Origin of the sequence: Kitasatospora sp. GP82 (genome assembly GCF_029892105.1) — a bacterium.
Classification (GTDB): Bacteria; Actinomycetota; Actinomycetes; order Streptomycetales; family Streptomycetaceae; genus Kitasatospora.
Window position 1 is genome coordinate 41389 of sequence record NZ_JARZAJ010000016.1, and the last position, 19053, is coordinate 60441.

Here is a 19053-nt window from a genome sequence, read left to right on the forward strand (position 1 = left end):
CGTCCACGGGCCGGGGGCTGGGGGCTGGGGCGGGGACGTTCAGGCCCCGAGCTGCCAGATGGTGCCGTGACCGGCCAGGACGGTGGTCGCGAGGACGGCCAGGTCGGCCAGGCCGAGGGCGATTCCCAGCAGGGCTCGGCCCCGGCGCCGGGTCTGCCGGACCAGGGCGAGGGTGCCGAGGGTCAGAGCGAGCGGACCGAGCACCAGATTGAAGATCAGCAGGCCGGGCAGGCCGAGGATGAAGGAGGCGACGGCCATCTGGTCGGCGTTCTCCGCCTTTTCGGTGCTCGCGCTGCTCGCGGTGGTCCCGGTGTTCTGGGTGTCCCGGACGACGCGTTGGGTGCTGAGGAGGTACATGGCAGGACTCCTGAGGGGTGCCGACGGGTGTCAGTTCCGGCGTGCGCGGGCGAGGCGGGAACGGCTGAGGTGCTCGCGGACGCCGAAGGCGAGCAGCCAGGCGGTGATCGCGGCGGAGGCGGTCAGAAAGACCGGGAGGGAGGTGTGGATCGCGGCTCCGGCCAGGAGACCCATGGCGATGATGACGACGAGGAGCATGGCCAGCCCTTCACGGACGGTCGTTGCGGCAGTGGCGATCTCGCATTCGGCGAACAGTTGTGATGACAAGTGTTCGCCGACTTCTCCACTCTACGCTGGTGCAAGTCGGCAAACAGTTGTTTACTGAATGATGTGAGTCACACCGTGGGGGTCAGACAGGCCCAGAAGCAGCAGAGTCGCCGCGCCCTCCTGGATGCGGGTCTGCACCTGCTGGAGCATCAGAACCTCAGCAGCCTCGGTATGCGCGAGGTCACCCGGGAGGCGGGCATGTCGCCGGCCGGGTTCTACCGGCACTTCCGGGACTTGGCCGAGCTCGGTGTCGCCCTGGTGGAGGAGTCGCTGGCCAGTCTGCACGGGATGATCCGGGCGGCGCTCGCCGAGAAGGGCGACGCCGAGGAGTTGATCGACCGAACGGTCGAGCTGATCGCCGGCCATGTGGCCGGTCATCGGGCGCATGTCCGCTTCCTCGCCCGCGAGCGGCACGGAGGAGTGCAGCCCGTGCGGGAGGCGATCGCCGCCGAGCTGGCGCGGTTCGCCGACGAGGTGGCCCGGGCGCTCGGTGCGCAGCCGGAGTCGGCGGGCTGGAGCGGGGCGGACGTGCGGATGCTCGCGGAGCTGTACGTCGATCACATGGTCGCGACCGCCGTTGCCTTCCTGGATGCCGACGGGCCCGCAGCGGAGCGGCGGATCGCCCGGACGGCGTGCACCCAGTTGCGGCTGATCAGTGTGGGTCGCCGCCACTGGCGCGATGCCTGACGGAAGTTCAAACGCCTTTCGCGGACCGACGGTCCGGCACCAGGCAGTTCCTTGCACTGTATTGACAACTAACCATGCCCACGCCAATTTTGGAGGACCCCCACACCGAGAGGCACTCGCATGAAGAAGCCGCTCATCGGAGCGTTCTCCGCTCTCCTGCTGGCCGGGGCATCCGCCCTGGCCGGCGCCGTTCCCGCCGCTGCCGCCCCCAACGCCAAGGCGCCCGCCGTCACGGTGGACTTCTCCGGGACGGTGGCGCTCAGCGACTGTTCCGGATCGCTGGTGCGGATGCCCGACTCCGCCGCCGCCGACCCGGCTCTGATTCTCACCAACGGGCACTGCCTCGAAACCGGAATGCCCGCTGCGGGTGAGGTGATCGTCGATCAGCCCTCCAGTCGCAGCTTCACCCTGCTGAACTCCACCGGCGGCCGGCTCGGGACGCTGCGGGCCACCAAGGTCGTCTACAGCACCATGACCGACACCGACGTGACCTTCTACCAGCTCAACACCAGCTACGCCTCGATCAAGTCCCGTTACGGCGTAAGCCCGTTGACGATGTCGACGACGCATCCGGCCGCGGGTTCCGGGATCAAGGTGGTCTCCGGCTACTGGAAGAAGATCTACTCCTGCAACGTCGACGGCTTCGTCTACCGCCTGAAGGAGGGTGACTGGACCTGGAAGGACTCCGTCCGGTACACCTCCAGCTGCAACACCATCGGGGGTACCTCGGGCTCGCCGGTGATCGACACCAGTACCGGGCAGGTCGTCGCGGTCAACAACACCGGGAACGAGGACGGTGAGAGCTGCACGGTCAACAACCCGTGCGAGGTCGACGAGAACGGCCAGGTGACGGTGCGCCAGGGCATCAACTACGCCGAGGAGACCTACAACATCCCGGCCTGCTTCACGACCGGCAACAGGCTGGACCTCACGCTGGACACCTGCACGCTGCCCCGGCCGTAGCCGGCTGCCTGCGGTTCCTTCCGCGCTGAACGGGTCGCCTTCGGGCGGCCCGTTCTTTCTGTCCGCGCCCTCTGGGCGAAGTTCTGAATCAGTGCTTCAATTCTTGGTATGGCATACCGACGCACCCCCGCCGTCCAGGCCAGGCTGGACGCCCAGCGCGAGACGGTGCTGCAGGCTGCCGTCGCGCTGCTCGCCGAGCGCGGCTACGGCGGCTGCTCGATGGCGGCGGTGGCGCACCGGGCCGGGATCGCCACCGGCAGCATGTACCAGCACTTCGCGGGCAAGGCCGAACTCGCGGTCGAGCTGTTCCGCGCCGTGGTCGGCCGGGAGGTCGCGGCCGTGGCGCAGGCGGTCGCTGTGGCCGCCGCCCGGGGGGACGGCCCGCACGGCCGGGTGGCGGCCGTGGTCGAGACCTTCGCCGCACGGGCCCTCAAGGCTCCCCGGCTCGCCCATGCCCTGCTCGCCGAGCCCGCCGACGCGGTGGTGGACGCCGAGCGCCTGGTCTTCCGGCGGGCGTTCCGCGACCTGATCGCCGACCAGATCCGCTCGGCCATCGCCACCGGCCGACTTCCCGACCAGGACGCCGAACTGACCGCCGCCGCGCTGGTCGGCGCGGTCGGCGAGGCACTGGTAGGCCCGCTCGCCGCCGGCGCCGGTCCGGGCGAAGTCATCCCTGCCCTGGTCACCTTCGCCCTGCGTGCCCTGGGGCCCGTTTCGGAAGTCCGGCCGGCTGTGGCATCCGGGGCTGCCGCCGCGGGCCCGGCGGAACTTCGGTAACAGGTCCCAGGAGACCCACCCCGCTACTCGACCCTTAGGAGGACGCAATGCCGTCCACGCACGAGGTCACCAACCAGGTGCCCGACCTGTACGGCCATGACGTGGCCGCCGATCCCACCCTGCTCGCCGCGCTCGGCCGGGCCGGTGCCGACTGGGCCGAGCCCGAACTGCACCGGCTCGGCCTGCTGGCCGGTACCGAGCAGGCCGCCGGCTGGGGCAGGCTGGCGAACGAGTACGAGCCGGTGCTGCGCACCCACGACCGGTACGGGAACCGGATCGACGAGGTGGAGTTCCACCCCGCCTGGCACGAGCTGATGCGCGTCGCCGTCTCCAACGGCCTGCACGCCGCACCCTGGCGCGACGACCGGCCGGGGGCGCACACCGCCCGTGCGGCCAAGTTCTACGTCTGGGGCCAGGTCGAGGCGGGCCACAGCTGCCCGATCTCCATGACCTACGCCTCGGTGCCCGCGCTGCGATCCACACCCGAACTGGCCCGGCAGTTCGAACCGTTGCTGGCCTCGACCGAGTACGACTTCGGGCTGCGCGAGCCGAGCGGCAAGCGCGGGCTGATCGCCGGAATGTCGATGACGGAGAAGCAGGGCGGCTCCGATGTCCGCACCAACACCACGACGGCCGCGCCGCAGACGGACGGCACCTACCGGCTGACCGGCCACAAGTGGTTCACCTCGGCCCCGATGTCCGACCTCTTCCTGACGCTGGCGCAGGCGCCGGGCGGTCTCAGCTGCTTCATGCTGCCGCGCGTGCTGCCCGACGGCGGCCGGAACCGGATCCTGCTGCAACGGCTCAAGGACAAGCTGGGCAACCGCTCCAACGCCTCCGCCGAGATCGAGTACGACGGCGCCGTGGGCTGGCTGGTCGGCGAGGAGGGGCGCGGGGTGCCGACCATCATCGAGATGGTCAACATGACCAGGCTCGACTGCACCCTGGGCGCCGCCTCCGGAATGCGACTGGGCGCCGTGCGGGCACTCCACCATGCCACCCACCGGCGGGCGTTCGGCAAAGCGCTGGTGGACCAGCCGCTGATGCGCAACGTACTGGCCGACCTGGTGGTGGAGTCCGAGGCGGCGACCGCGGCCGCGCTGCGGCTGGCCAACTCCACCGACCTGGCCCTCGCGGGTGACGAACAGGAGTCGCTGGTCCGGAGGCTGGGGCTGGCCGTCACCAAGTACTGGGTGTGCAAGCGCGGTCCGGGGCACGCGGCCGAGGCCCTGGAGTGTTTCGGCGGCAACGGGTACGTCGAGGAGTCGGGCATGCCCCGGCTCTACCGGGAGGCCCCGCTGGTCTCCATCTGGGAGGGATCGGGAAACGTCGCGGCACTCGACGTCCTGCGGGCGATGGCCAGGCGCCCCGCCACGGTCGAGGCCTTCCTCGGCGAGCTCGATCCGGCGGCGGGCGCGGACCGTCGGCTGGACGCCGCGGTCGCCGAACTGCGCAAGCAGCTGGGAGACCTGAACGAGATCGAGTACCGGACGCGGCGACTGGTCGAGCTGATGGCGCTGGCCTTCCAGGGCTCGCTGCTCGTCCGGTACGGGGACCCGGCGGTCGCCGAGGCATTCTGCGCCTCGCGTCTCGGCGGGGACCACGGTGGCGCCTACGGCACCCTGCCGACCGGAGTGGACACCGAGGCGGTCCTCGCCAGGGCACGGCATGAGTGATGCGGCGGAAGTCCGGCAGTTCTGGCAGGACCTGGGACTGCCGGGGCTGATCGACATCCACACCCACTTCATGCCGGAGCGGGTACTCGCCAAGGTCTGGGCCTACTTCGACGAGGTCGGCCCGCTGACCGGGCGGACCTGGCCGATCGCCTACCGCGAGGAGGAGCAGCAACGGATCGACCGGCTGCGGGAGTTCGGGGTGCAGGCATTCACCTCGATGCTGTACCCGCACAAGCCGGGTATGGCCGCCTGGCTGAACTCCTGGGCGGCGGACTTCGCCGCCCGGACACCCGACTGCCTGCACACGGCGACGTTCTTCCCGGAGGACGGCGCCGAGAAGTACGTCGGCGCGGCGCTGGAGCAGGGTGCGCGGGTCTTCAAGGCACACCTTCAGGTCGGCGCGTACGATCCCGCCGATCCGCTGCTGGACGGTGTCTGGGGCCGACTGGCCGACAGCGGCGTGCCCGTGGTCACCCACTGCGGTTCGGGCCCCGCGCCCGGCAAGCACACCGGGCCCGGGCCGATCGGAGCGGTCCTCGCCCGGCACCCCCGGCTGCGGCTGGTCGTGGCCCATATGGGGATGCCGGAGTACGAGGAGTTCCTCGACCTGGTGGAGCGGTATCCGGCCGCCCGCCTGGACACCACGATGGCGTTCACCGGGTTCAGCGAGGAGATCGCGCCCTTCCCCGAGGACGAGTTGCCGAGGCTGGCGGCGCTCCGGGACCGGATCCTGCTCGGCACGGACTTCCCGAACATCCCCTACCCCTACATCGAGGCCCTGCGCGGGCTGGCCGGACTCGGGCTGGGGGAGGAGTGGCTGCGGGCAGTCTGCTACGGCAACGCGGCCGAACTGTTCACCCTGGACCAGCGGTGACCCGCCCTGGGCACATGCCGAGTTCCCCGGGGGCACGGGGAACTGCGCGGCCCGCGATCGTGGCGCGGGCGGTCAAGCGGGCGGGCGTGGTGCTGCCGGAGCTCAGACGCCGGTCGTGGAACCCGGGCGGACCACCATCAGCACGACCACCACGGCCCACAGCAGGTTGAACACCCCGGCGGTCATCGGCAGCAGGCGCAGGCTGCCACCGGCGCGGGTGTGCTCCTCGCTCCCGGGTGCCGCGTCGAGCGCGTCGACGGTGGCCTGCTGCGCGGGCAGGACGAAGAGCAGCAGCGAGCCGGCCGCCAGCACGGTCAGGACGATCGAGACGATCAGCCAGGGCTGGCCGATGATGCCCATCACCTGCGCGGTCCCCACACCCATCACGGGCACGGCGATTCCGAGCAGCGCGTAGACCTGGGTGATCCGGTGCAGCAGTCGGACGGAGGCGGCGGCCGAGACCTGGTCGGGACCGGCGGCGAGTGCGGCCTTGGCGCGGGGCGGGAACATGCTCACGGCGACGGCCACCGGGCCGATGAACAGGACCGAGGCCAGGACGTGCAGGCTCAACAGGAGCTTGGCCATGGGAGGAGACACCCTTCGCGGACGGCAGCCGGTCCCACGGTCGAGCGGACGGCGGGCAACCGGTGGGGTCCGGTCGGCGGAGCCCCCGGCACGCTAACACCCGCAGGCCGCAGGCCCGGCGGGCGGGGTCCGCCCGTTCCGTGCGAGCGGGCGCTGCCGAGGTCCCCGCGCGGGTGGAGTCTCGTTCGGGGGAGCGGCGAGGGACCGGAACCAGCCGATGGGAGCCTCATACGACAATCCGTACGACTGAGGTTCGGGTCCGCTGTATGCGTGGTGCCGCAGCAGGGGGCGGGGGCGGTTCTTGAACGGCGCGCGTCAGCCGCCCGGAGGGCCCGCCCCTTCCGGCCGGGCCTGCCGCAGGCGGGCCGCTCACCGTCGGCGGCGTGGGTGCACGGCCGGTCCCGTCGTCGCGGGCATCACAGTCGACGGGTGGTCACAATCTCCGTAACTATGGCGAATCGCCCTCAGCCACCCGATAACCCGATGAATCGGTCACCCGCTCGGGGGGATCCGTCGGGAACCGATGCGCTGCGAGCGACGCTGTGCGACGATCGCGTCAGACTTCGTCGGATGACCTGAAGTGACCGCTGAGGGGGAAGTCTTGCCTGAGTACGCGGAGTTCGTGACCGCCGACGGCGCCGTTGTGCGGGTCGAGGGTGCGGAAACAGGGGTGGGCGTCGAGGAGTCGTACGGCATGCAGCCGGTCGGCCGCAGCTCGACGGTCGTCGCGGCCGGGGTGGAGCGTGCCGCGGCGACCTTCGAACAGGCGCTCGCGGGTGTCCGGATCGCCGCGGAGTCGGCACTCGCGGCATTCCGGGACGGCAGTCTGAAGCCGGACGCGGTGGAGATCGCGTTCGGCGTCAAACTCTCGGCCGAGGCCGGAGCGTTGATCGCCAAGACCGCCACCGATGCCCATCTGACCGTCAAACTCGTCTGGTCGCCCGAGCGAATTCCGGCCGCCCGCGACGAATCCTGATGACGGGCTCCCGGACACGGGACGAGCCGATGTGCGACGAGACGGCCCACTGTCCGCCTGTGCAGGGCGTACCCGAACAGCCGGCACAGCCCCGGGGCATACCCGGGCCCGACCGGCCCGACAGTGCGGATGCGGACGCCGAGTCGGCCCGGCGGGACGTCACCTGGCTCACCCGGATCAGCAGTTGCGGCCCGCTGGCGACGGCGGGTGCCGGGGTGCTGATCTCCGAGCGGCGGGTGCTCACCTGCGCCCATGTGGTGCAGGGCTGTACCCGTGTCGTCGTCCATCTGGCAGCCCGCCCCGACCATCCGCCGATCGGTGCCACCGTCGCCGTGCGCGGTCCATGGGGGGAGCGCACCGGCGGGACGGGTGACGTGGCGGTGCTGGAGCTGGACCGCCCGCTGCCGCCGTACATCGCCGTTCCTGCGCGGTTCGCGCCGCTGCACGGCTGGAACGGCCTGCACGCACCGCAGTTGGCGGCGTACGGCTTCCCCGAGGGGCACGACGGCGGCCTGAGCAGCGAGATCCGGCTGACCAGGGGGGCGCTGCGGATCGGAGGCGAGCTGGTCCAGCTGGAGCACGAGGGCACGGGTATGCCGCTCGCCCCCGGATTCAGCGGCGGCCCGGTGGTGATCGCGGCCACCGGCGAGGTGGTCGGTATCGTGACGGCCGCTCAGGACACGCTCTGGCGGCCCGCGGAGGACCGGGCCAGGCGGCCTGCCGGGGTCCCGGCCGTCCGGCTCGGGCAGATGCTGCCGGCTGAGGCGATCGCGCGGTACGCCCCTGAGCTGGCCGACCGGCTGCCGGGTGCAGCGGTGGACCGCGATGCGGTACGGGAGTTGCGGCTGCTGCTGGAGAGCGCGGAGGTGGCCGCCGACCCGCTGGAGCTGTACCGTTCGGCGGCAGGTCCGCTCGGCTGTCCCGACCCGCCGACCCGCCCGCGCAGTCTCTGGGAGGCGGGCTGGTATCTGCTCGCCGAGGTTCCGCAGCCGGTCGGTCGTGTGCACCCGGTTCTGGAATTCGCCACCATAGTCGCCGAGTTGGTCGAGGGTACGGAGCTCAGGGTCGGACTGCACCACTGGCGTGCCGCAATCGCCGACCACCCCGCTGCCCGGCCGTCCCCGGTCGCCCAGCCGTACCGGCCGGCCCCCACTGCCCACCTCCACCCCCGTCCGGAGCCGGTGCACGGCCCGCGCCGCGAGAAGTGGCGCCCGATCCTGGTGGACATCCAGCCCAGCGGTGCCGGGACCAGGATGTTCCATGTGGCGGTCTCCACCATCAGGGACGGCACGCTGGGCGAGCCGCACTCCAGGACGATGCTCAGCTCGATGCTGCCCGGTTTCGTCCGCGAGCGGATCGAGGAGGAGATCGGCCAACTGGAGCCGGACGGCGCAGAGTTGATCATCTTCGCGCTGCCGAGGAAGTGGCTCACCCAGCCCGTGCACAGCTGGGCCAGGCGCAAGGACTTCGGCCCGCTCGGCGCCGACCACGCCGTGGTGGTGGTGGACCAGCAGCGCCGGGGGAACGCGGCCGACCGGCGCCACCTGGAGATGAAGTGGTCCAGGATGCGCGAGTACCGGGGCGCAATGCTGTACCCGATCCTGTGCACCGCCGTCCCGGACAGCAGGCGGTTCTACCAGCGGCTGCGCCCGGTGGGCCGGGCCGAAGTGCCCATGCTGCCGAGCCCGCCCAAGGGCAACCCGTTCGAGCCGCTGCTCGCCGCCGCGCTCAAGGCCGGTGCGCCCGCCGTGCTCTGGCCCCAGTACGCCTGTACCACCGACCATGCGCACGCGCAGACCTGCCGCAACACGGCTTTCCTTGCCAGACTGGCAGCCGAGCTGGCGGACGTTCCGCCGGACGATCTTCCCCGCCGGGTAAGGGAGTTGCGTCATCAGGCGGAGGAGAGCGACGACCCGGCCGGGCACTGGTCGGCCGGACTGGTGCTGCTCTGGGAGGACCCGCAGGTGGTGCCGAGCCCGCACCGGCCCTACGGGGTCGCCCCGACCGCCCAACCACCCCGCCACCTGGCGGACTAGCAGCAGGAGAGGGTCCGCAGCATGCCGCTGAAGCCGATCTACCGGGGCGTCGAGGAACCCCATGACGCCTTCGCCGAACTGCCCCCGCCGCCGCCCTGGCGCGCCTTCGACGGCGGACCGCCGCTGGACGGCCCCCTCGCGCAGCCGGACGGCCCCGACGAACCCGGCGCCGCCACCGCAGGCCACCGGGCGGGGACTTTCCGCCCCACCCCCGAGACCGTCGAACTCGTCAACGCCGCCCTCTACCTGCGCCGTCCGCTGCTGGTCACCGGACCGCCCGGCAGCGGCAAGTCCAGCCTCCCGTACGCCGTCGCCCGCGAACTCGGCCTCGGCCCGGTGCTGCGCTGGAACATCAGCAGCCGCTCCACCCTGCGCGACGGCCTGTACCAGTACGACCCGCTCTCCCGCCTCTACGCGGCCAACCAGGCCGGGCCCCAGGCCCGGGGCGTCGGTCTCGACGAGCACCTGAGGCTGGGACCGCTCGGCACCGCGCTGCTCCCCTACCGCCGCCCCCGGGTGCTGCTCATCGACGAGATCGACAAGGGCGACCTCGACCTCCCCAACGACCTGCTGCACGTCCTGGAGGACGGCCAGTACGAGATCGACGAACTCGTCCGTGCCGCGCCGCGGCAGCTCGGGGCGGAGGTGCTCACCGCCGACGGGCACGGCCGGGCACCGATCACGGGCGGCCGGGTGCGCTGCCGCGCGTTCCCCTTCACCGTGCTGACCAGCAACGCCGAACGCGAGTTCCCCGCCGCCTTTCTGCGCCGCTGCGTCGTCCTGGAGCTGCGCCGCCCCGAGGGCGCCGAGCTGGAGGAGATCGTCAAGGCGCATCTGCCGGAGTCCGACGCCCGGTTGGTGGGCGAGATCGTCGAGGTCTTCCTGGGCCGCCGGGAGGACGGCGAACTCGCCACCGACCAGTTGCTCAACGCCATCTACCTGACCTCCCGTCCCGAACTCGCCGAGGCCGCCGACCGGGCAGCCCTCGCGGCCCAGGTGATGCCGTACCTCAGCAGAGGCCAGGACGACGATGTCTTCTGACCGTCCACCAGGCCCGGTGGTGGCCACCACCGGGCCGCTCGACCAGCTCGCCTTCCTGCTCACCGAACTGGGACTGGCCGATCCCGGACCGGTCGAACTGGCCGAGCTGCTCTGGCTGGCCGCCCGCAGCGGCGAGGGCGCGGCGGAGACGGGCACGGGGGAGGGTGCGGCCGGGAGCGGCGTCCGCCGCCCCGACCGCCGGACCTCGGACCCGGGCCAGGCGGACGGCCGGAGGGCGGGCAGCGCCACAGGCGAGGGACAGAGCGTCCGCACCGCCCTCCACCTGCCCTCCGGTGACCCGGAGGACGCGGTGGCCGCCGTGGCGGCCATCCCCACGCCGAGCGCCCCGATGCTCGCCCGTCCGCTCACCCTTCAGCGCGCGCTGCGCCCGCTCAAGCGGCGAGTCCCGGACCCGAGGCACTCGCACCTGGACGAGACGGCGACCGCCAACCGGCTGGCCGAGGCGCTGCGCGAGCCGGGCCAGGTGCACTGGCTGCCGGTGCTGCGGCCCGGCTCGGAGCGGTGGCTCGACCTCCACCTGGTCTTCGACTGCGGCCCCACGATGGCACTCTGGCGCCCGCTGGCCGAGGAGCTGCGCACCCTGCTGGTGCAGACCGGCGCCTTCCGCCAGGTGGTGCAGTCCTGCCTGAACCAGAGCGGCCGGCTCCTGCGGCGCCCGCTGGCCAACGCCCGTACGGCGGTTCTGGTGCTCAGCGACTGCATGGGCCCGCAGTGGCGGCCAGGAGCGGCCGGCAGGCGCTGGTACCGGACGCTGCACGCGCTCGCCGGCCGCGCCCCGGTCGCCGTGGTGCAGCCGCTGCCCGAACGCCTGTGGCCGCTGGCCGCGCTGGCGCCGGAGGTCGGCCTGTTCTCCGCGCCGGAGGCCGGGGTGCCGAACTCGGCCTACCGCTTCGCCTCCTTCGGCGAGGTGCCGTCGGGGCGGGGTGAGGTGCCGGTTCCGGTGCTGGAGCCGGGCGCCGGGTGGATCGCCAACTGGGCCCGGCTGGTGGGCAGTCCGACCGGGGGCCAGGTGATCGGCTCGGCGCTGCTGGTGGGAGACGCCCCGGCGGAGTGTCCCGGCGATACCGGGCCACTGCCAGAGCCGCACGAACTCGGCCCGGAGGAGCTGGTGCTGCGCTTCCGTTCGGTGGCCTCCCGGGAGGCGTTCACGCTGGCCGGGCTCACCGCGCTCACCACGCCCGCGCTGCCCGTGATGCGGCTGCTGCAACGTGCCAGCTTCACCAGGCCCCAGCCCCAGCATCTGGCGGAGGTGGTGGTGAGCGGGCTGCTGAAGGAACGCGAGGGCCGTCGCGACCACTTCGAATTCCGCGCGGGGGTACGGGAGTTGCTGCTGCACACGCTGCCGCGCTCGACCACCCACCAGGCCGTCGGCCTGCTAGCCCGGGTCGGCGAACAGATCGCCGACCGCGCGGGCCGGGTACCCGGCGAGTTCGCCGCGCTGGCGGCCACCGGCAGCGGGGGAGCGGTGGTCGCGGTCGAACGGCGCGCCTTCGCGCTGATCAGCCCCGCCGCGCTGCGTCTGCTGGACGGCCCACCCGCCCCCGTGACCCAGCGGATAACGCAGCCGGAACGCCAGCCGGTGCCCGTCCCCCAGGCGCCGCCCGGCCTGCCCGACCCCGAGCGCTCGCGGGCCGTGCTGCTGGTCGCCACCTCCCGGGCCTCCGCCGCCGACCCCCTGGCGGACGACGAGGACGTCCGGGCCCACGGTGACCTCACCGGCCTGGCCGCAGCGCTGTCCAGCCGCGCGCTGGTCGGTATCGCCCCCGAGCACGTCTGGCTGGGGGTGGACGACACCGCCGGCTTCCAGCGCGCCCTGCGGGCGGCCGTGGGCGAGGCCGAGGACGCCCTGGTGGTCTATGTCGGCGGCACGGTGATCCGCCCGCCCGGCGAGGGTCTGGCACTCGGCTCCGGGTCCCGTCCGGGGGAGCCGCCCGTGAGCTGGGCCGACGTCCTGAGTGCGGTGTCCGCGGGGCGGGCCCGCAATCGCCTGCTGGTGTTCGACGGATGGCAGGAGGAGGCGGAGACGGTCGTCGGACGGGAGGAGAGCGATCCCGAGGTCCACACGGTGATCAGCGTCCGGCACCGCGGCGGCCCGTTCTTCGCCGCCGGTCTCGGCCAGGTGCTGCGGGCCGGACAGCCCGGTGGGACGAAGGAGCTGACGCTCAGTCAGGTGCTGCAGAACGTGGTGGAGCCGACGGCCGCCGATCCGCGCTGGTCGCTCAGTTCGATCAGGGGGCCCGAGCGTCCCTTCCTGTTCTCCCGCAATCCCGCCGTCACCGGTGAACCGGCCTCGGCCCCGTCGCGTTCCTCCCAGAGCCCGACCGCCTCCCGCCGTCCGCCCGCCCCCTCGCACTCGCGGCCGCCCCGGGCGCAGACGCAGCCAGAGGGGCCCGCGCGGCCGTACTTCTTCCTGAGCTATCCGGTGGCCTCCCGGCCGCAACCGCTGGTGGAGCAGCTCTTCGCGGACCTGGCCGAGGAGGTGCTGCAACTGACCACCCTCCCGAGCGGGGTGCCCGCCGGATTCATGTACCGGGAGGAGCCGGCGGACCCGGCTGCCGAGCAGCAGGCGGCCGAGGCGCTGGCCAGCTGCCGGGCGCTGGTCCCGCTGTACTCCCCGACCTACTTCCGCAGCGAGCGGTGCGGTCGCGAGTGGTCCGCCTTCGAGCGGCGGGGACGGCTGACGGGCTGGTCGAGCGGAATCGTCCCGGTCCTGTGGTCGCCGGTGCCACTGCCCGAACTCCCGCCCGTGGCAGCCAGGTTGCAGTACGTGGAGAGCGGCCTCGGTGCGGCCTACACGGACGAGGGGCTGTACGGCCTGGCAAGCCTGCGCAAGTACCGTCAGCAGTACGAGATGGCGGTGCACCGGATCGCCTGGCGGATCGTGGACGTGGCCGAGCGGACCGGAGTCCCGAGGCGACCGCCGCTACGGCTCGACTCGCTGCCGAACGCGTTCGCCCCCGCGCCGCCCTCGGTGGACTGACGGTACGTCAGAGACGGGTGCGCACCGTCCACAACTCGGGGAAGACGTCCTGGTCGGCGGACTGCTTCAACCAGCTCAGCCCGCTGGAGCCGCCGGTGCCCGGCTTGTCCCCCATCGAGCGCTTGACCGCCGACAGGTGCCGCTGCCGCCAGCGCGTCACCCGTTCGGCGGTGTCGAGCAGCGCCTCTCCCAGTCGCGCCAGCTCGGCGTACTCGGGTTCGGTGTACGCCCGCTGCCAGGCCGCCCCCACCTCCTCGCTGGGCCGGTAGCGGCCGGTGCCGCTCTCATGGGGGACGGCGAGTCCGCGACGGTCCAGCAGGGCCAGCACCTCGTCGTACAGGCTGGGCGCCTGGAGGGCGGCGGTGAGCTCGGCGTGCACCGAGGGGGCCGTCTCGTACATCCGCAGCAGGGACTCGCTCTTGTTGCCGAGCAGGAACTCCAGCCGCAGGAAGGCCGAGGACTGGAAGCCGGACGCCTCGCCGAGCACCGGCCGGAAGGCGCCGAACTCCAGCGGGGTCATGGTCGCCAGCAGGTCCCAGGAGGAGTTCAGCACGTCCTGGACGTGGGTGCCGCGCCGCAGCGCGGCCAGCGCGGCGGTCACCTCGTCCTCGCGCAGGGCCTGCCGGGCGGCCGTCCACTCGTGCCGCAGCAGGTCGAAGAGCAGCTCCATCACCTGGGTGGTGATGATGAACGACAGCTCGGCGTCCACCTTGCTGCGCGGGTGCTGCAGGCTGTGCAGGGTGTCGAGGCGGACGTACTGGGCGTACGGCGTGCCGTGTCCGGACTCCTCGTCCGGGCTGAAGGAGAGCCTGGGGGTGCTGATGCCGTTCTGCGCCATGCCGATCCCTCCTGGGTGCCCGGGGAAGAGCCGCCGTCACCGCCGATCACTTGGGACACTATTGTGCGGCGGTCCGGGGCGCGTCTTGAATGGGCGGCGGACACCGGATCGGAGGAATCGGCTTACGTTTGAAAGCCATTCATCCGGTTCAGGCTTATGACTCCAAAACCTCTTCCCGGAGCTGCCATGGACGCCGTCGACCGCCTCCTGCTCGCCGAGTTGCAGGGCGACGCCCGGCTCTCCTTCAACGAGCTCTCCCGCCGGGTCAAGCTCTCCCCGCCCGCCGTGGCCGAGCGGGTCCGGCGGCTGGAGGCGGACGGGGTGATCGGCGGCTACCACGCGCACATCGACCTGGCCAGGGCGGGGCTGGCCGTCACCGCGCTGGTGCAGATCCAGTGCTACGGACCGCGGTGCGTGCTGCGCGACCCCGAGGTGACGTGCTGGCCCGAGGTGCTCCAGCTGCACCGGGTCACCGGCGGCGCGTGCTGCGTCCTGCTGGTGGCGGCGCCGGACATGGGCTCGTTCGAGCAGCTGATCGACCGTCTGGCGGCCTACGGCCAGCCGTCCAGCTCGATGATCCTCTCCAGCCCGGTGCCCTGGCGGCCGGTGGAGATTCCCTGACGAGCGGTCAGTGCGAGGAGGAGAACTCCACGCCCAGGCTGGCCAGACCGTTCAGGAACAGCTCCACCCCGACCGCCGCCAGCAGCAGCCCGAGCAGCCGGGAGAGCACTTCGAGCGAGGTCTGGTGGGTGAGCCGGAGCAGCCGGGAGAGCAGCAGGACGGAGAGCAGGTTGATCGCCACCACCGCGACATAGGCGCTGGCCATGGTGGAGTGCCAGCCCCAGGTGTCCTTCTCCAGCGACCCGACCAGCACGGCGGTGATCGCCAGCGGGCTGGCCACGTACGGCAGCAGCAGCTCGCGCACCCCGTCGGCGAGCGGGTTGGCCAGGCGGCCCTCCTCGACCTCCCCGACGCCCACGTGGACGCCGAGGACCAGGGCGAGTGCGTAGATGAAGAAGATCACGCCACCGGCCAGTTGCAGGGACTGGTCGCTGATGTGGAAGAAGGCGGTGAGGAAGTCCGCGGTGTACGCCATCGTCACGCCGACCACCGCGGCCAGCCCCGTGCTCACCAGGGCCAGGCGGCGCAGCTCGGCCTCGCTGCGGTCGCGGGCGAGATGGGCGAAGGCCAGCAGGACCTTGGGCGGGCCGACCACGGCGAAGAGGGTGACGAAAGCGCTGCTCAGATTGAAGGCGGACATGATCCAAGGATGCGTCAGCCGGGGTGCGGCATCCGCCTGCCGCGCCCCGGCCCCGACGGACGGTCAGCCGATGACGGCCTGCGCGTCGATCTCGACCAGCATGGACTCGTGCGGGAGCCCGACGAACACGGTGGTGCGGCAGGGCTTCACGCCGCCCCGGATGTGCTTGTCGATGAACTCGCCGTAGACCTCGTTCATCGGCCCGAAGTCCTCGCGCTTGGTGAGGTACACGCGGAACATCACCACGTCCTCGACGGTCGCGCCCCCGGCCTCCAGCACCGCCAGCACGTTCTCCAGGGTGCGGCGGGTCTGCGCCTTCACATCACCGGGGTGGAGGTACTCGGAGGTCGCGGGGTCCTGCGGGCCCTGCCCGGAGACCTGGAGGATCGGGCCCTTGCGCACCCCCTGGGAGAAGACCCAGGCGGGGGCGGGGGCGCCGGCGGTACGGACTTCGGTCTTCATGGGTGCTCCCAGCGGTCAGGTCGGGCTGCGGTGAACCCGCAGTCTGCGGAGATGGCGGCCGTGGCGGCCCGCAGGTGCGGCAGCAGCGCCAGCACCTGCTCGTACGTGAGCAGCATGTCCGGCACCGAGACGGAGACGGCGGCGACCACCCGCCCGGTGGCGTCCCGGACGGGCGCGGCGACGCAGTTGATGAAGGACTCGTGCTCGGCGTTCTCCCGCGCCCAGCCCTGCTCGGCGACGGTGGCCAGCTCGGCGAGCAGCTCCTGCGGTCCTGCCAGGGTGTTGGCGGTGAACGGGGTGTACTCGATCCCCTCCGCCACCCGCTGCCGCTCGCTCGGCGGCATGTCGGCCAGCAGCACCTTGGCGACCGCCGCACAGTGCAGGGCGGCCCGCAGGCCGATCCGCGAGTACATCCGCACCGGGTGCCGCGAGTCGTACTTGTCGATGTAGACCACCTCGCCGCCCTCGTACGCCGCCAGGTGGACGGTCTGTCCGGTGGCCGCGTTCAGTTCGCGCAGGTGCGGGGCGGCGACGGCGCGGACGCCGCGCTGCTCCAGGGCGAGCGAGGCGAGGGCGAAGAGTTGTGGACCGAGTCGATAGCGGTGGGCGGCGTCCCGCTGGACGACCCGCTCGTCCTCCATAGGGCGCAGCAGCCGCAGCACGGTGCTCTTGTGCACGTCCAGGACGGCGGCCAGCTGCTCCAGGCTGCGCTCGCCCTGGCCGAGTTCGGCGAGCAGGCGCATCGCGCGCGCGACCGTGGAGCTGCTCATCGGGCACTCGCCGGGTGGAAGCCGGAGGCGTCCACGGTGGTCGCCGCCCACTCGGCCTCGTCCGCCGTGAGGAGCTGCTCGATCAGGGCGGCGGGCGGCATCGGGCCGAGGTCACCGCGGACGGTGAGCGTGGCGGCGGCCGCAAGATGCCCCAGGCGCAGCCGCCGGCGCCCGGTGAGCCCGCGCAGGGTGCCGGCCAGGTAGCCGGCGGCGAAGGCGTCACCGGCGCCGGTCGGTTCCACCACCCCCACCCCGAGGGCGGGTTCGGTGGTGGTGGAACCGTCCGGCGCGATCGCGGTGGCGCGGCGCCCGTCGTCCTTGAGCACCAGGACGGACGGACGGGGGAGCAGCTTGCGCAGGGCGGCCGGGTCGTCGGTGCCGAGCACCTCGCGGGCCTCGTCGGCGCCGAGCAGCACGATGCCGGACGCGTTCATCAGGAAGCGCAGCGCCTGCCGGTCCCGTCCGGCCCAGAGCGAGGGCCGCCAGTTGAGGTCGAAGCTGACCAGCCTGTCCGGGACGGCCAGCAGGGTGCGCACCAGGCGGTGGCAGCTGTCGGAGAGCGCGGGGGTGATCCCGGTCAGGTGGATCAGCGGCGCGGCGGCCAGCAGCGGAGCGGCGGCCGGGTCGGCGAGCAGCTCCGGGCCCATCGCGGAGGCGGCCGAGCCGCGCCGGTAGTAGTGCAGTCGACTGCGACCCGCGCCGAGGTCATAGGGGTGGTCCTGGCCGGAGCCGGTCTCCTTGACGTAGAGGCCGGTGGGGCGGGTCTCGTCGTAGCCGACCGCCGAGGTGTCCACGCCGTGCGCGGCGATCTGCCCCACCAGGTGGCGCCCGAAGCCGTCGGCGCCGACCCGGCCGATCCAGGCCGCCGGAACGCCGAGCGCGGCCAGTGTGCAGGCGACGTTGGACTCCGCGCCGCCGAAGCTGCGGCGGAAGCTCTCCGCCTGCTCCAGCGGTCCTGGGCGCTCGGGGATGAGCACGGCCATCGACTCGCCGAGGCAGACGGCGGCGGGAGGTGTCACCTGGGCGCTCCTGAGGAGTGTGTGCGTTGACCTCGGTCCGGCCCTGAGGTTAGATCAGCAGCGGCAGGACATGCAACGGCCGTTGCACATAATGCAATACGTGTGACGGGTGCACAGGACAGTCGAGCTGACAGGAGAACGGCCATGGTGCAGGCCCCGCAGGTCATCGACCGAGCCCGGGTGGCGGCGCTCGCCGACGAACGGCTGGACTGGCGCTTCAAGGCCGCCCCCGCTGCAGCGTGGGGCGCCACCGTCGCGGAGTACGTGGCCACCCGCCCCACCCTGGACGACCTCGGCACGCCGCTGGTCACCCTCGACGCGGGCGCGCTTGACCACAACCTCGCCACGATGGCCGCCTGGTGCGCCAAGGACGGTCTCGGCCTCGCCCCGCACGGCAAGACCACCATGGCCCCCGCCCTCTGGCAGCGGCAGCTCGACGCAGGCGCCCTCGCCATCACCCTCGCGAACCTGCCGCAGGTCAACGTCGCCCGAGCCTTCGGCCTGCGCCGGATCCACCTCGCCAACACCCTGCTCGACCCGGCCGGGCTGCGCCGCCTGTCCGCCGACCTCGCCGCCGACCCCGGCTTCCGCTTCGCCTCCTGGGTGGACTCCGTCCGTTCCGTCGAGCTGATGGACGCGGCCCTTCGCGGCGCCCCCGCCCCCGTGGACGTCCTGGTCGAACTCGGTGCCCCCGGCTGCCGCACCGGCTGCCGCACACTCGCCGAGGCACAGGCCGTCGCCCGGGCCGTCCACGCCGCACCCGGGCTGCGCCTGGCCGGCGCCAGCGGCTACGAGGGCGCGCTCGCCCACGACGCCAGTGCCGACTCCCTTGCCGCCGTGGCCCGTTACCTCACCGACCTCGGTGAGCTGCACCGACTCCTCGACGCCGAAGGGCTCTTCGACCAGGTCGAGGAGGTCTGGATCACCGCGGGCGGCAGCGCGTACTTCGACACCGTCACCGAACTCCTCGCTCCGCTCGCCGACCTGCGCACGCGGGTGGTGCTGCGCTCCGGCGCCTACCTCGCCCACGACGACGGTTTCTACCGGGGTATCTCCCCGCTCGCCCGCGCCGAAGGCACCACCCCGTTCCGCTCCGCGCTGCACGGCTGGACCAGGGTGGTCTCCCGCCCCGAAGCCGGCCTCGCCCTGCTGGACGGCGGCAAGCGCGACCTCTCCTACGACGACGGGCTGCCCGAGCCCCAACTCGTCCGAGGCCGCGGCCGGTTGGCCACCGGGCGGATCACCGCGCTCAACGACCAGCACGCCTTCCTGCGGGAGACGGACGTCCAGGTGGGCGACATCGTCCGGCTCGGCCTCTCCCACCCGTGCACCGTCTTCGACAAGTGGACCCTCATTCCCGTGATCGACGACGCCGACGCCGAACTCCCGCGCGTCCTCGACCTGGTGAGGACCTTCTTCTGATGTCCGGCCTGCCGGGCGGGTGCCGTCAGGCCGACGCCGAC

19 protein-coding genes are annotated in these 19053 nt (G+C 72.4%); 11 read left to right on the plus strand and 8 right to left on the minus strand.

Translation table 11 applies throughout. The features are described 5' to 3' along the window. Nucleotides 1-39: 39 nt before the first annotated feature. Nucleotides 40-357: a DUF4190 domain-containing protein gene (locus P3T39_RS18490; RefSeq protein WP_280699039.1), complete on the minus strand. Its 318-nt coding sequence runs from the start codon at nucleotides 355-357 to the stop codon at nucleotides 40-42. A 30-nt stretch (nucleotides 358-387) separates the two neighbouring features. Next, nucleotides 388-624, minus strand: coding sequence for a hypothetical protein (locus P3T39_RS18495; protein ID WP_280699041.1), 237 nt, complete (start codon nucleotides 622-624; stop codon nucleotides 388-390). A 63-nt stretch (nucleotides 625-687) separates the two neighbouring features. Here P3T39_RS18495 and P3T39_RS18500 point away from each other — a divergent pair, with 63 nt between their 5' ends. The 5 genes from P3T39_RS18500 to P3T39_RS18520 all read left to right on the plus strand — a co-directional run bounded on the left by P3T39_RS18500 (nucleotide 688) and on the right by P3T39_RS18520 (nucleotide 5601). After that, entirely contained in the window at nucleotides 688-1311 is a 624-nt protein-coding gene (locus P3T39_RS18500; RefSeq protein ID WP_280699043.1) for a TetR family transcriptional regulator, read from the plus strand. A 120-nt stretch (nucleotides 1312-1431) separates the two neighbouring features. After that, on the plus strand, nucleotides 1432-2274 hold the full coding sequence (locus tag P3T39_RS18505) for a serine protease (RefSeq protein ID WP_280699045.1): 843 nt from the start codon (nucleotides 1432-1434) through the stop codon (nucleotides 2272-2274). Nucleotides 2275-2382: 108 nt separating this feature from the next. Further along, nucleotides 2383-3051: a TetR/AcrR family transcriptional regulator gene (locus tag P3T39_RS18510; RefSeq protein ID WP_280699047.1), complete on the plus strand. Its 669-nt coding sequence runs from the start codon at nucleotides 2383-2385 to the stop codon at nucleotides 3049-3051. A gap of 47 nt (nucleotides 3052-3098) precedes the next feature. Then, a complete protein-coding gene (locus P3T39_RS18515; protein WP_280699049.1) occupies nucleotides 3099-4727 on the plus strand; it encodes an acyl-CoA dehydrogenase family protein in 1629 nt (542 codons plus the stop codon). Continuing rightward, the gene (locus P3T39_RS18520) at nucleotides 4720-5601 is read left to right on the plus strand and encodes an amidohydrolase family protein (RefSeq protein ID WP_280699051.1); all 882 of its coding nucleotides are present in this window, start codon (nucleotides 4720-4722) and stop codon (nucleotides 5599-5601) included. The genes P3T39_RS18515 and P3T39_RS18520 overlap by 8 nt, the downstream gene beginning before the upstream one ends. A 102-nt stretch (nucleotides 5602-5703) precedes the next feature. Here the strand turns inward: P3T39_RS18520 and P3T39_RS18525 are convergent, their stop codons facing one another. Continuing rightward, nucleotides 5704-6186, minus strand: coding sequence for a DUF2269 family protein (locus tag P3T39_RS18525; RefSeq protein ID WP_280699053.1), 483 nt, complete (start codon nucleotides 6184-6186; stop codon nucleotides 5704-5706). 601 nt (nucleotides 6187-6787) lie between these two features. On the opposite strand from P3T39_RS18525, the gene P3T39_RS18530 reads away from it, so the two are divergent. Genes P3T39_RS18530 through P3T39_RS18545 form a run of 4 tightly spaced genes read left to right on the plus strand, consistent with a single transcriptional unit; the run spans nucleotide 6788 to nucleotide 13240 of the window. Continuing rightward, a complete protein-coding gene (locus P3T39_RS18530) occupies nucleotides 6788-7162 on the plus strand; it encodes a CU044_2847 family protein (protein WP_280699056.1) in 375 nt (124 codons plus the stop codon). 29 nt (nucleotides 7163-7191) lie between these two features. Continuing rightward, nucleotides 7192-9198, plus strand: a complete 2007-nt coding sequence (locus P3T39_RS18535; protein ID WP_280699058.1) for a trypsin-like peptidase domain-containing protein — start codon at nucleotides 7192-7194, stop codon at nucleotides 9196-9198. A gap of 21 nt (nucleotides 9199-9219) precedes the next feature. Next, nucleotides 9220-10239: a MoxR family ATPase gene (locus P3T39_RS18540; RefSeq protein ID WP_280699060.1), complete on the plus strand. Its 1020-nt coding sequence runs from the start codon at nucleotides 9220-9222 to the stop codon at nucleotides 10237-10239. Continuing rightward, nucleotides 10229-13240: a TIR-like protein FxsC gene (locus P3T39_RS18545; RefSeq protein ID WP_280699061.1), complete on the plus strand. Its 3012-nt coding sequence runs from the start codon at nucleotides 10229-10231 to the stop codon at nucleotides 13238-13240. Before P3T39_RS18540 ends, P3T39_RS18545 begins: the two co-directional genes overlap by 11 nt. Before the next feature lie 7 nt (nucleotides 13241-13247). On the opposite strand, the gene P3T39_RS18550 is transcribed toward P3T39_RS18545, so the two are convergent. Continuing rightward, on the minus strand, nucleotides 13248-14078 hold the full coding sequence (locus P3T39_RS18550) for a tryptophan 2,3-dioxygenase family protein (RefSeq protein WP_280699063.1): 831 nt from the start codon (nucleotides 14076-14078) through the stop codon (nucleotides 13248-13250). A gap of 186 nt (nucleotides 14079-14264) precedes the next feature. Here P3T39_RS18550 and P3T39_RS18555 point away from each other — a divergent pair, with 186 nt between their 5' ends. Further along, nucleotides 14265-14699 carry an Lrp/AsnC family transcriptional regulator gene (locus P3T39_RS18555; protein WP_280699066.1) on the plus strand — a complete coding sequence of 145 codons (435 nt, stop codon included), beginning with the start codon at nucleotides 14265-14267 and terminating at the stop codon, nucleotides 14697-14699. 7 nt (nucleotides 14700-14706) lie between these two features. On the opposite strand, the gene P3T39_RS18560 is transcribed toward P3T39_RS18555, so the two are convergent. From P3T39_RS18560 to P3T39_RS18575, 4 genes are all read right to left on the minus strand, one after another. After that, the gene (locus tag P3T39_RS18560) at nucleotides 14707-15339 is read right to left on the minus strand and encodes a MarC family protein (RefSeq protein ID WP_280699068.1); all 633 of its coding nucleotides are present in this window, start codon (nucleotides 15337-15339) and stop codon (nucleotides 14707-14709) included. A gap of 63 nt (nucleotides 15340-15402) precedes the next feature. Then, the gene (locus tag P3T39_RS18565) at nucleotides 15403-15801 is read right to left on the minus strand and encodes a RidA family protein (RefSeq protein WP_280699070.1); all 399 of its coding nucleotides are present in this window, start codon (nucleotides 15799-15801) and stop codon (nucleotides 15403-15405) included. After that, nucleotides 15798-16571 (minus strand): IclR family transcriptional regulator, encoded by a 774-nt coding sequence (locus P3T39_RS18570; RefSeq protein WP_280699074.1) that lies wholly within the window; start codon nucleotides 16569-16571, stop codon nucleotides 15798-15800. The genes P3T39_RS18565 and P3T39_RS18570 overlap by 4 nt, the downstream gene beginning before the upstream one ends. After that, on the minus strand, nucleotides 16568-17590 hold the full coding sequence (locus P3T39_RS18575; protein ID WP_280699076.1) for a sugar kinase: 1023 nt from the start codon (nucleotides 17588-17590) through the stop codon (nucleotides 16568-16570). Before P3T39_RS18575 ends, P3T39_RS18570 begins: the two co-directional genes overlap by 4 nt. A gap of 144 nt (nucleotides 17591-17734) precedes the next feature. Here P3T39_RS18575 and P3T39_RS18580 point away from each other — a divergent pair, with 144 nt between their 5' ends. Further along, nucleotides 17735-19012, plus strand: coding sequence for an alanine racemase (locus P3T39_RS18580; RefSeq protein WP_280699078.1), 1278 nt, complete (start codon nucleotides 17735-17737; stop codon nucleotides 19010-19012). Nucleotides 19013-19053 lie beyond the last annotated feature (41 nt).

Coding starts and splice junctions, on each gene's coding strand:
- P3T39_RS18490 (WP_280699039.1), bottom strand. CDS start 357: ATGTACCTCCTCAGCACCCAACGCGTCGTCCGGGACACCCAGAACACC.
- P3T39_RS18505 (WP_280699045.1), top strand. CDS start 1,432: ATGAAGAAGCCGCTCATCGGAGCGTTCTCCGCTCTCCTGCTGGCCGGG.
- P3T39_RS18510 (WP_280699047.1), top strand. CDS start 2,383: ATGGCATACCGACGCACCCCCGCCGTCCAGGCCAGGCTGGACGCCCAG.
- P3T39_RS18515 (WP_280699049.1), top strand. CDS start 3,099: ATGCCGTCCACGCACGAGGTCACCAACCAGGTGCCCGACCTGTACGGC.
- P3T39_RS18520 (WP_280699051.1), top strand. CDS start 4,720: ATGAGTGATGCGGCGGAAGTCCGGCAGTTCTGGCAGGACCTGGGACTG.
- P3T39_RS18525 (WP_280699053.1), bottom strand. CDS start 6,186: ATGGCCAAGCTCCTGTTGAGCCTGCACGTCCTGGCCTCGGTCCTGTTC.
- P3T39_RS18535 (WP_280699058.1), top strand. CDS start 7,192: ATGTGCGACGAGACGGCCCACTGTCCGCCTGTGCAGGGCGTACCCGAA.
- P3T39_RS18540 (WP_280699060.1), top strand. CDS start 9,220: ATGCCGCTGAAGCCGATCTACCGGGGCGTCGAGGAACCCCATGACGCC.
- P3T39_RS18545 (WP_280699061.1), top strand. CDS start 10,229: ATGTCTTCTGACCGTCCACCAGGCCCGGTGGTGGCCACCACCGGGCCG.
- P3T39_RS18550 (WP_280699063.1), bottom strand. CDS start 14,078: ATGGCGCAGAACGGCATCAGCACCCCCAGGCTCTCCTTCAGCCCGGAC.
- P3T39_RS18555 (WP_280699066.1), top strand. CDS start 14,265: ATGGACGCCGTCGACCGCCTCCTGCTCGCCGAGTTGCAGGGCGACGCC.
- P3T39_RS18560 (WP_280699068.1), bottom strand. CDS start 15,339: ATGTCCGCCTTCAATCTGAGCAGCGCTTTCGTCACCCTCTTCGCCGTG.
- P3T39_RS18565 (WP_280699070.1), bottom strand. CDS start 15,801: ATGAAGACCGAAGTCCGTACCGCCGGCGCCCCCGCCCCCGCCTGGGTC.
- P3T39_RS18570 (WP_280699074.1), bottom strand. CDS start 16,571: ATGAGCAGCTCCACGGTCGCGCGCGCGATGCGCCTGCTCGCCGAACTC.
- P3T39_RS18580 (WP_280699078.1), top strand. CDS start 17,735: ATGGTGCAGGCCCCGCAGGTCATCGACCGAGCCCGGGTGGCGGCGCTC.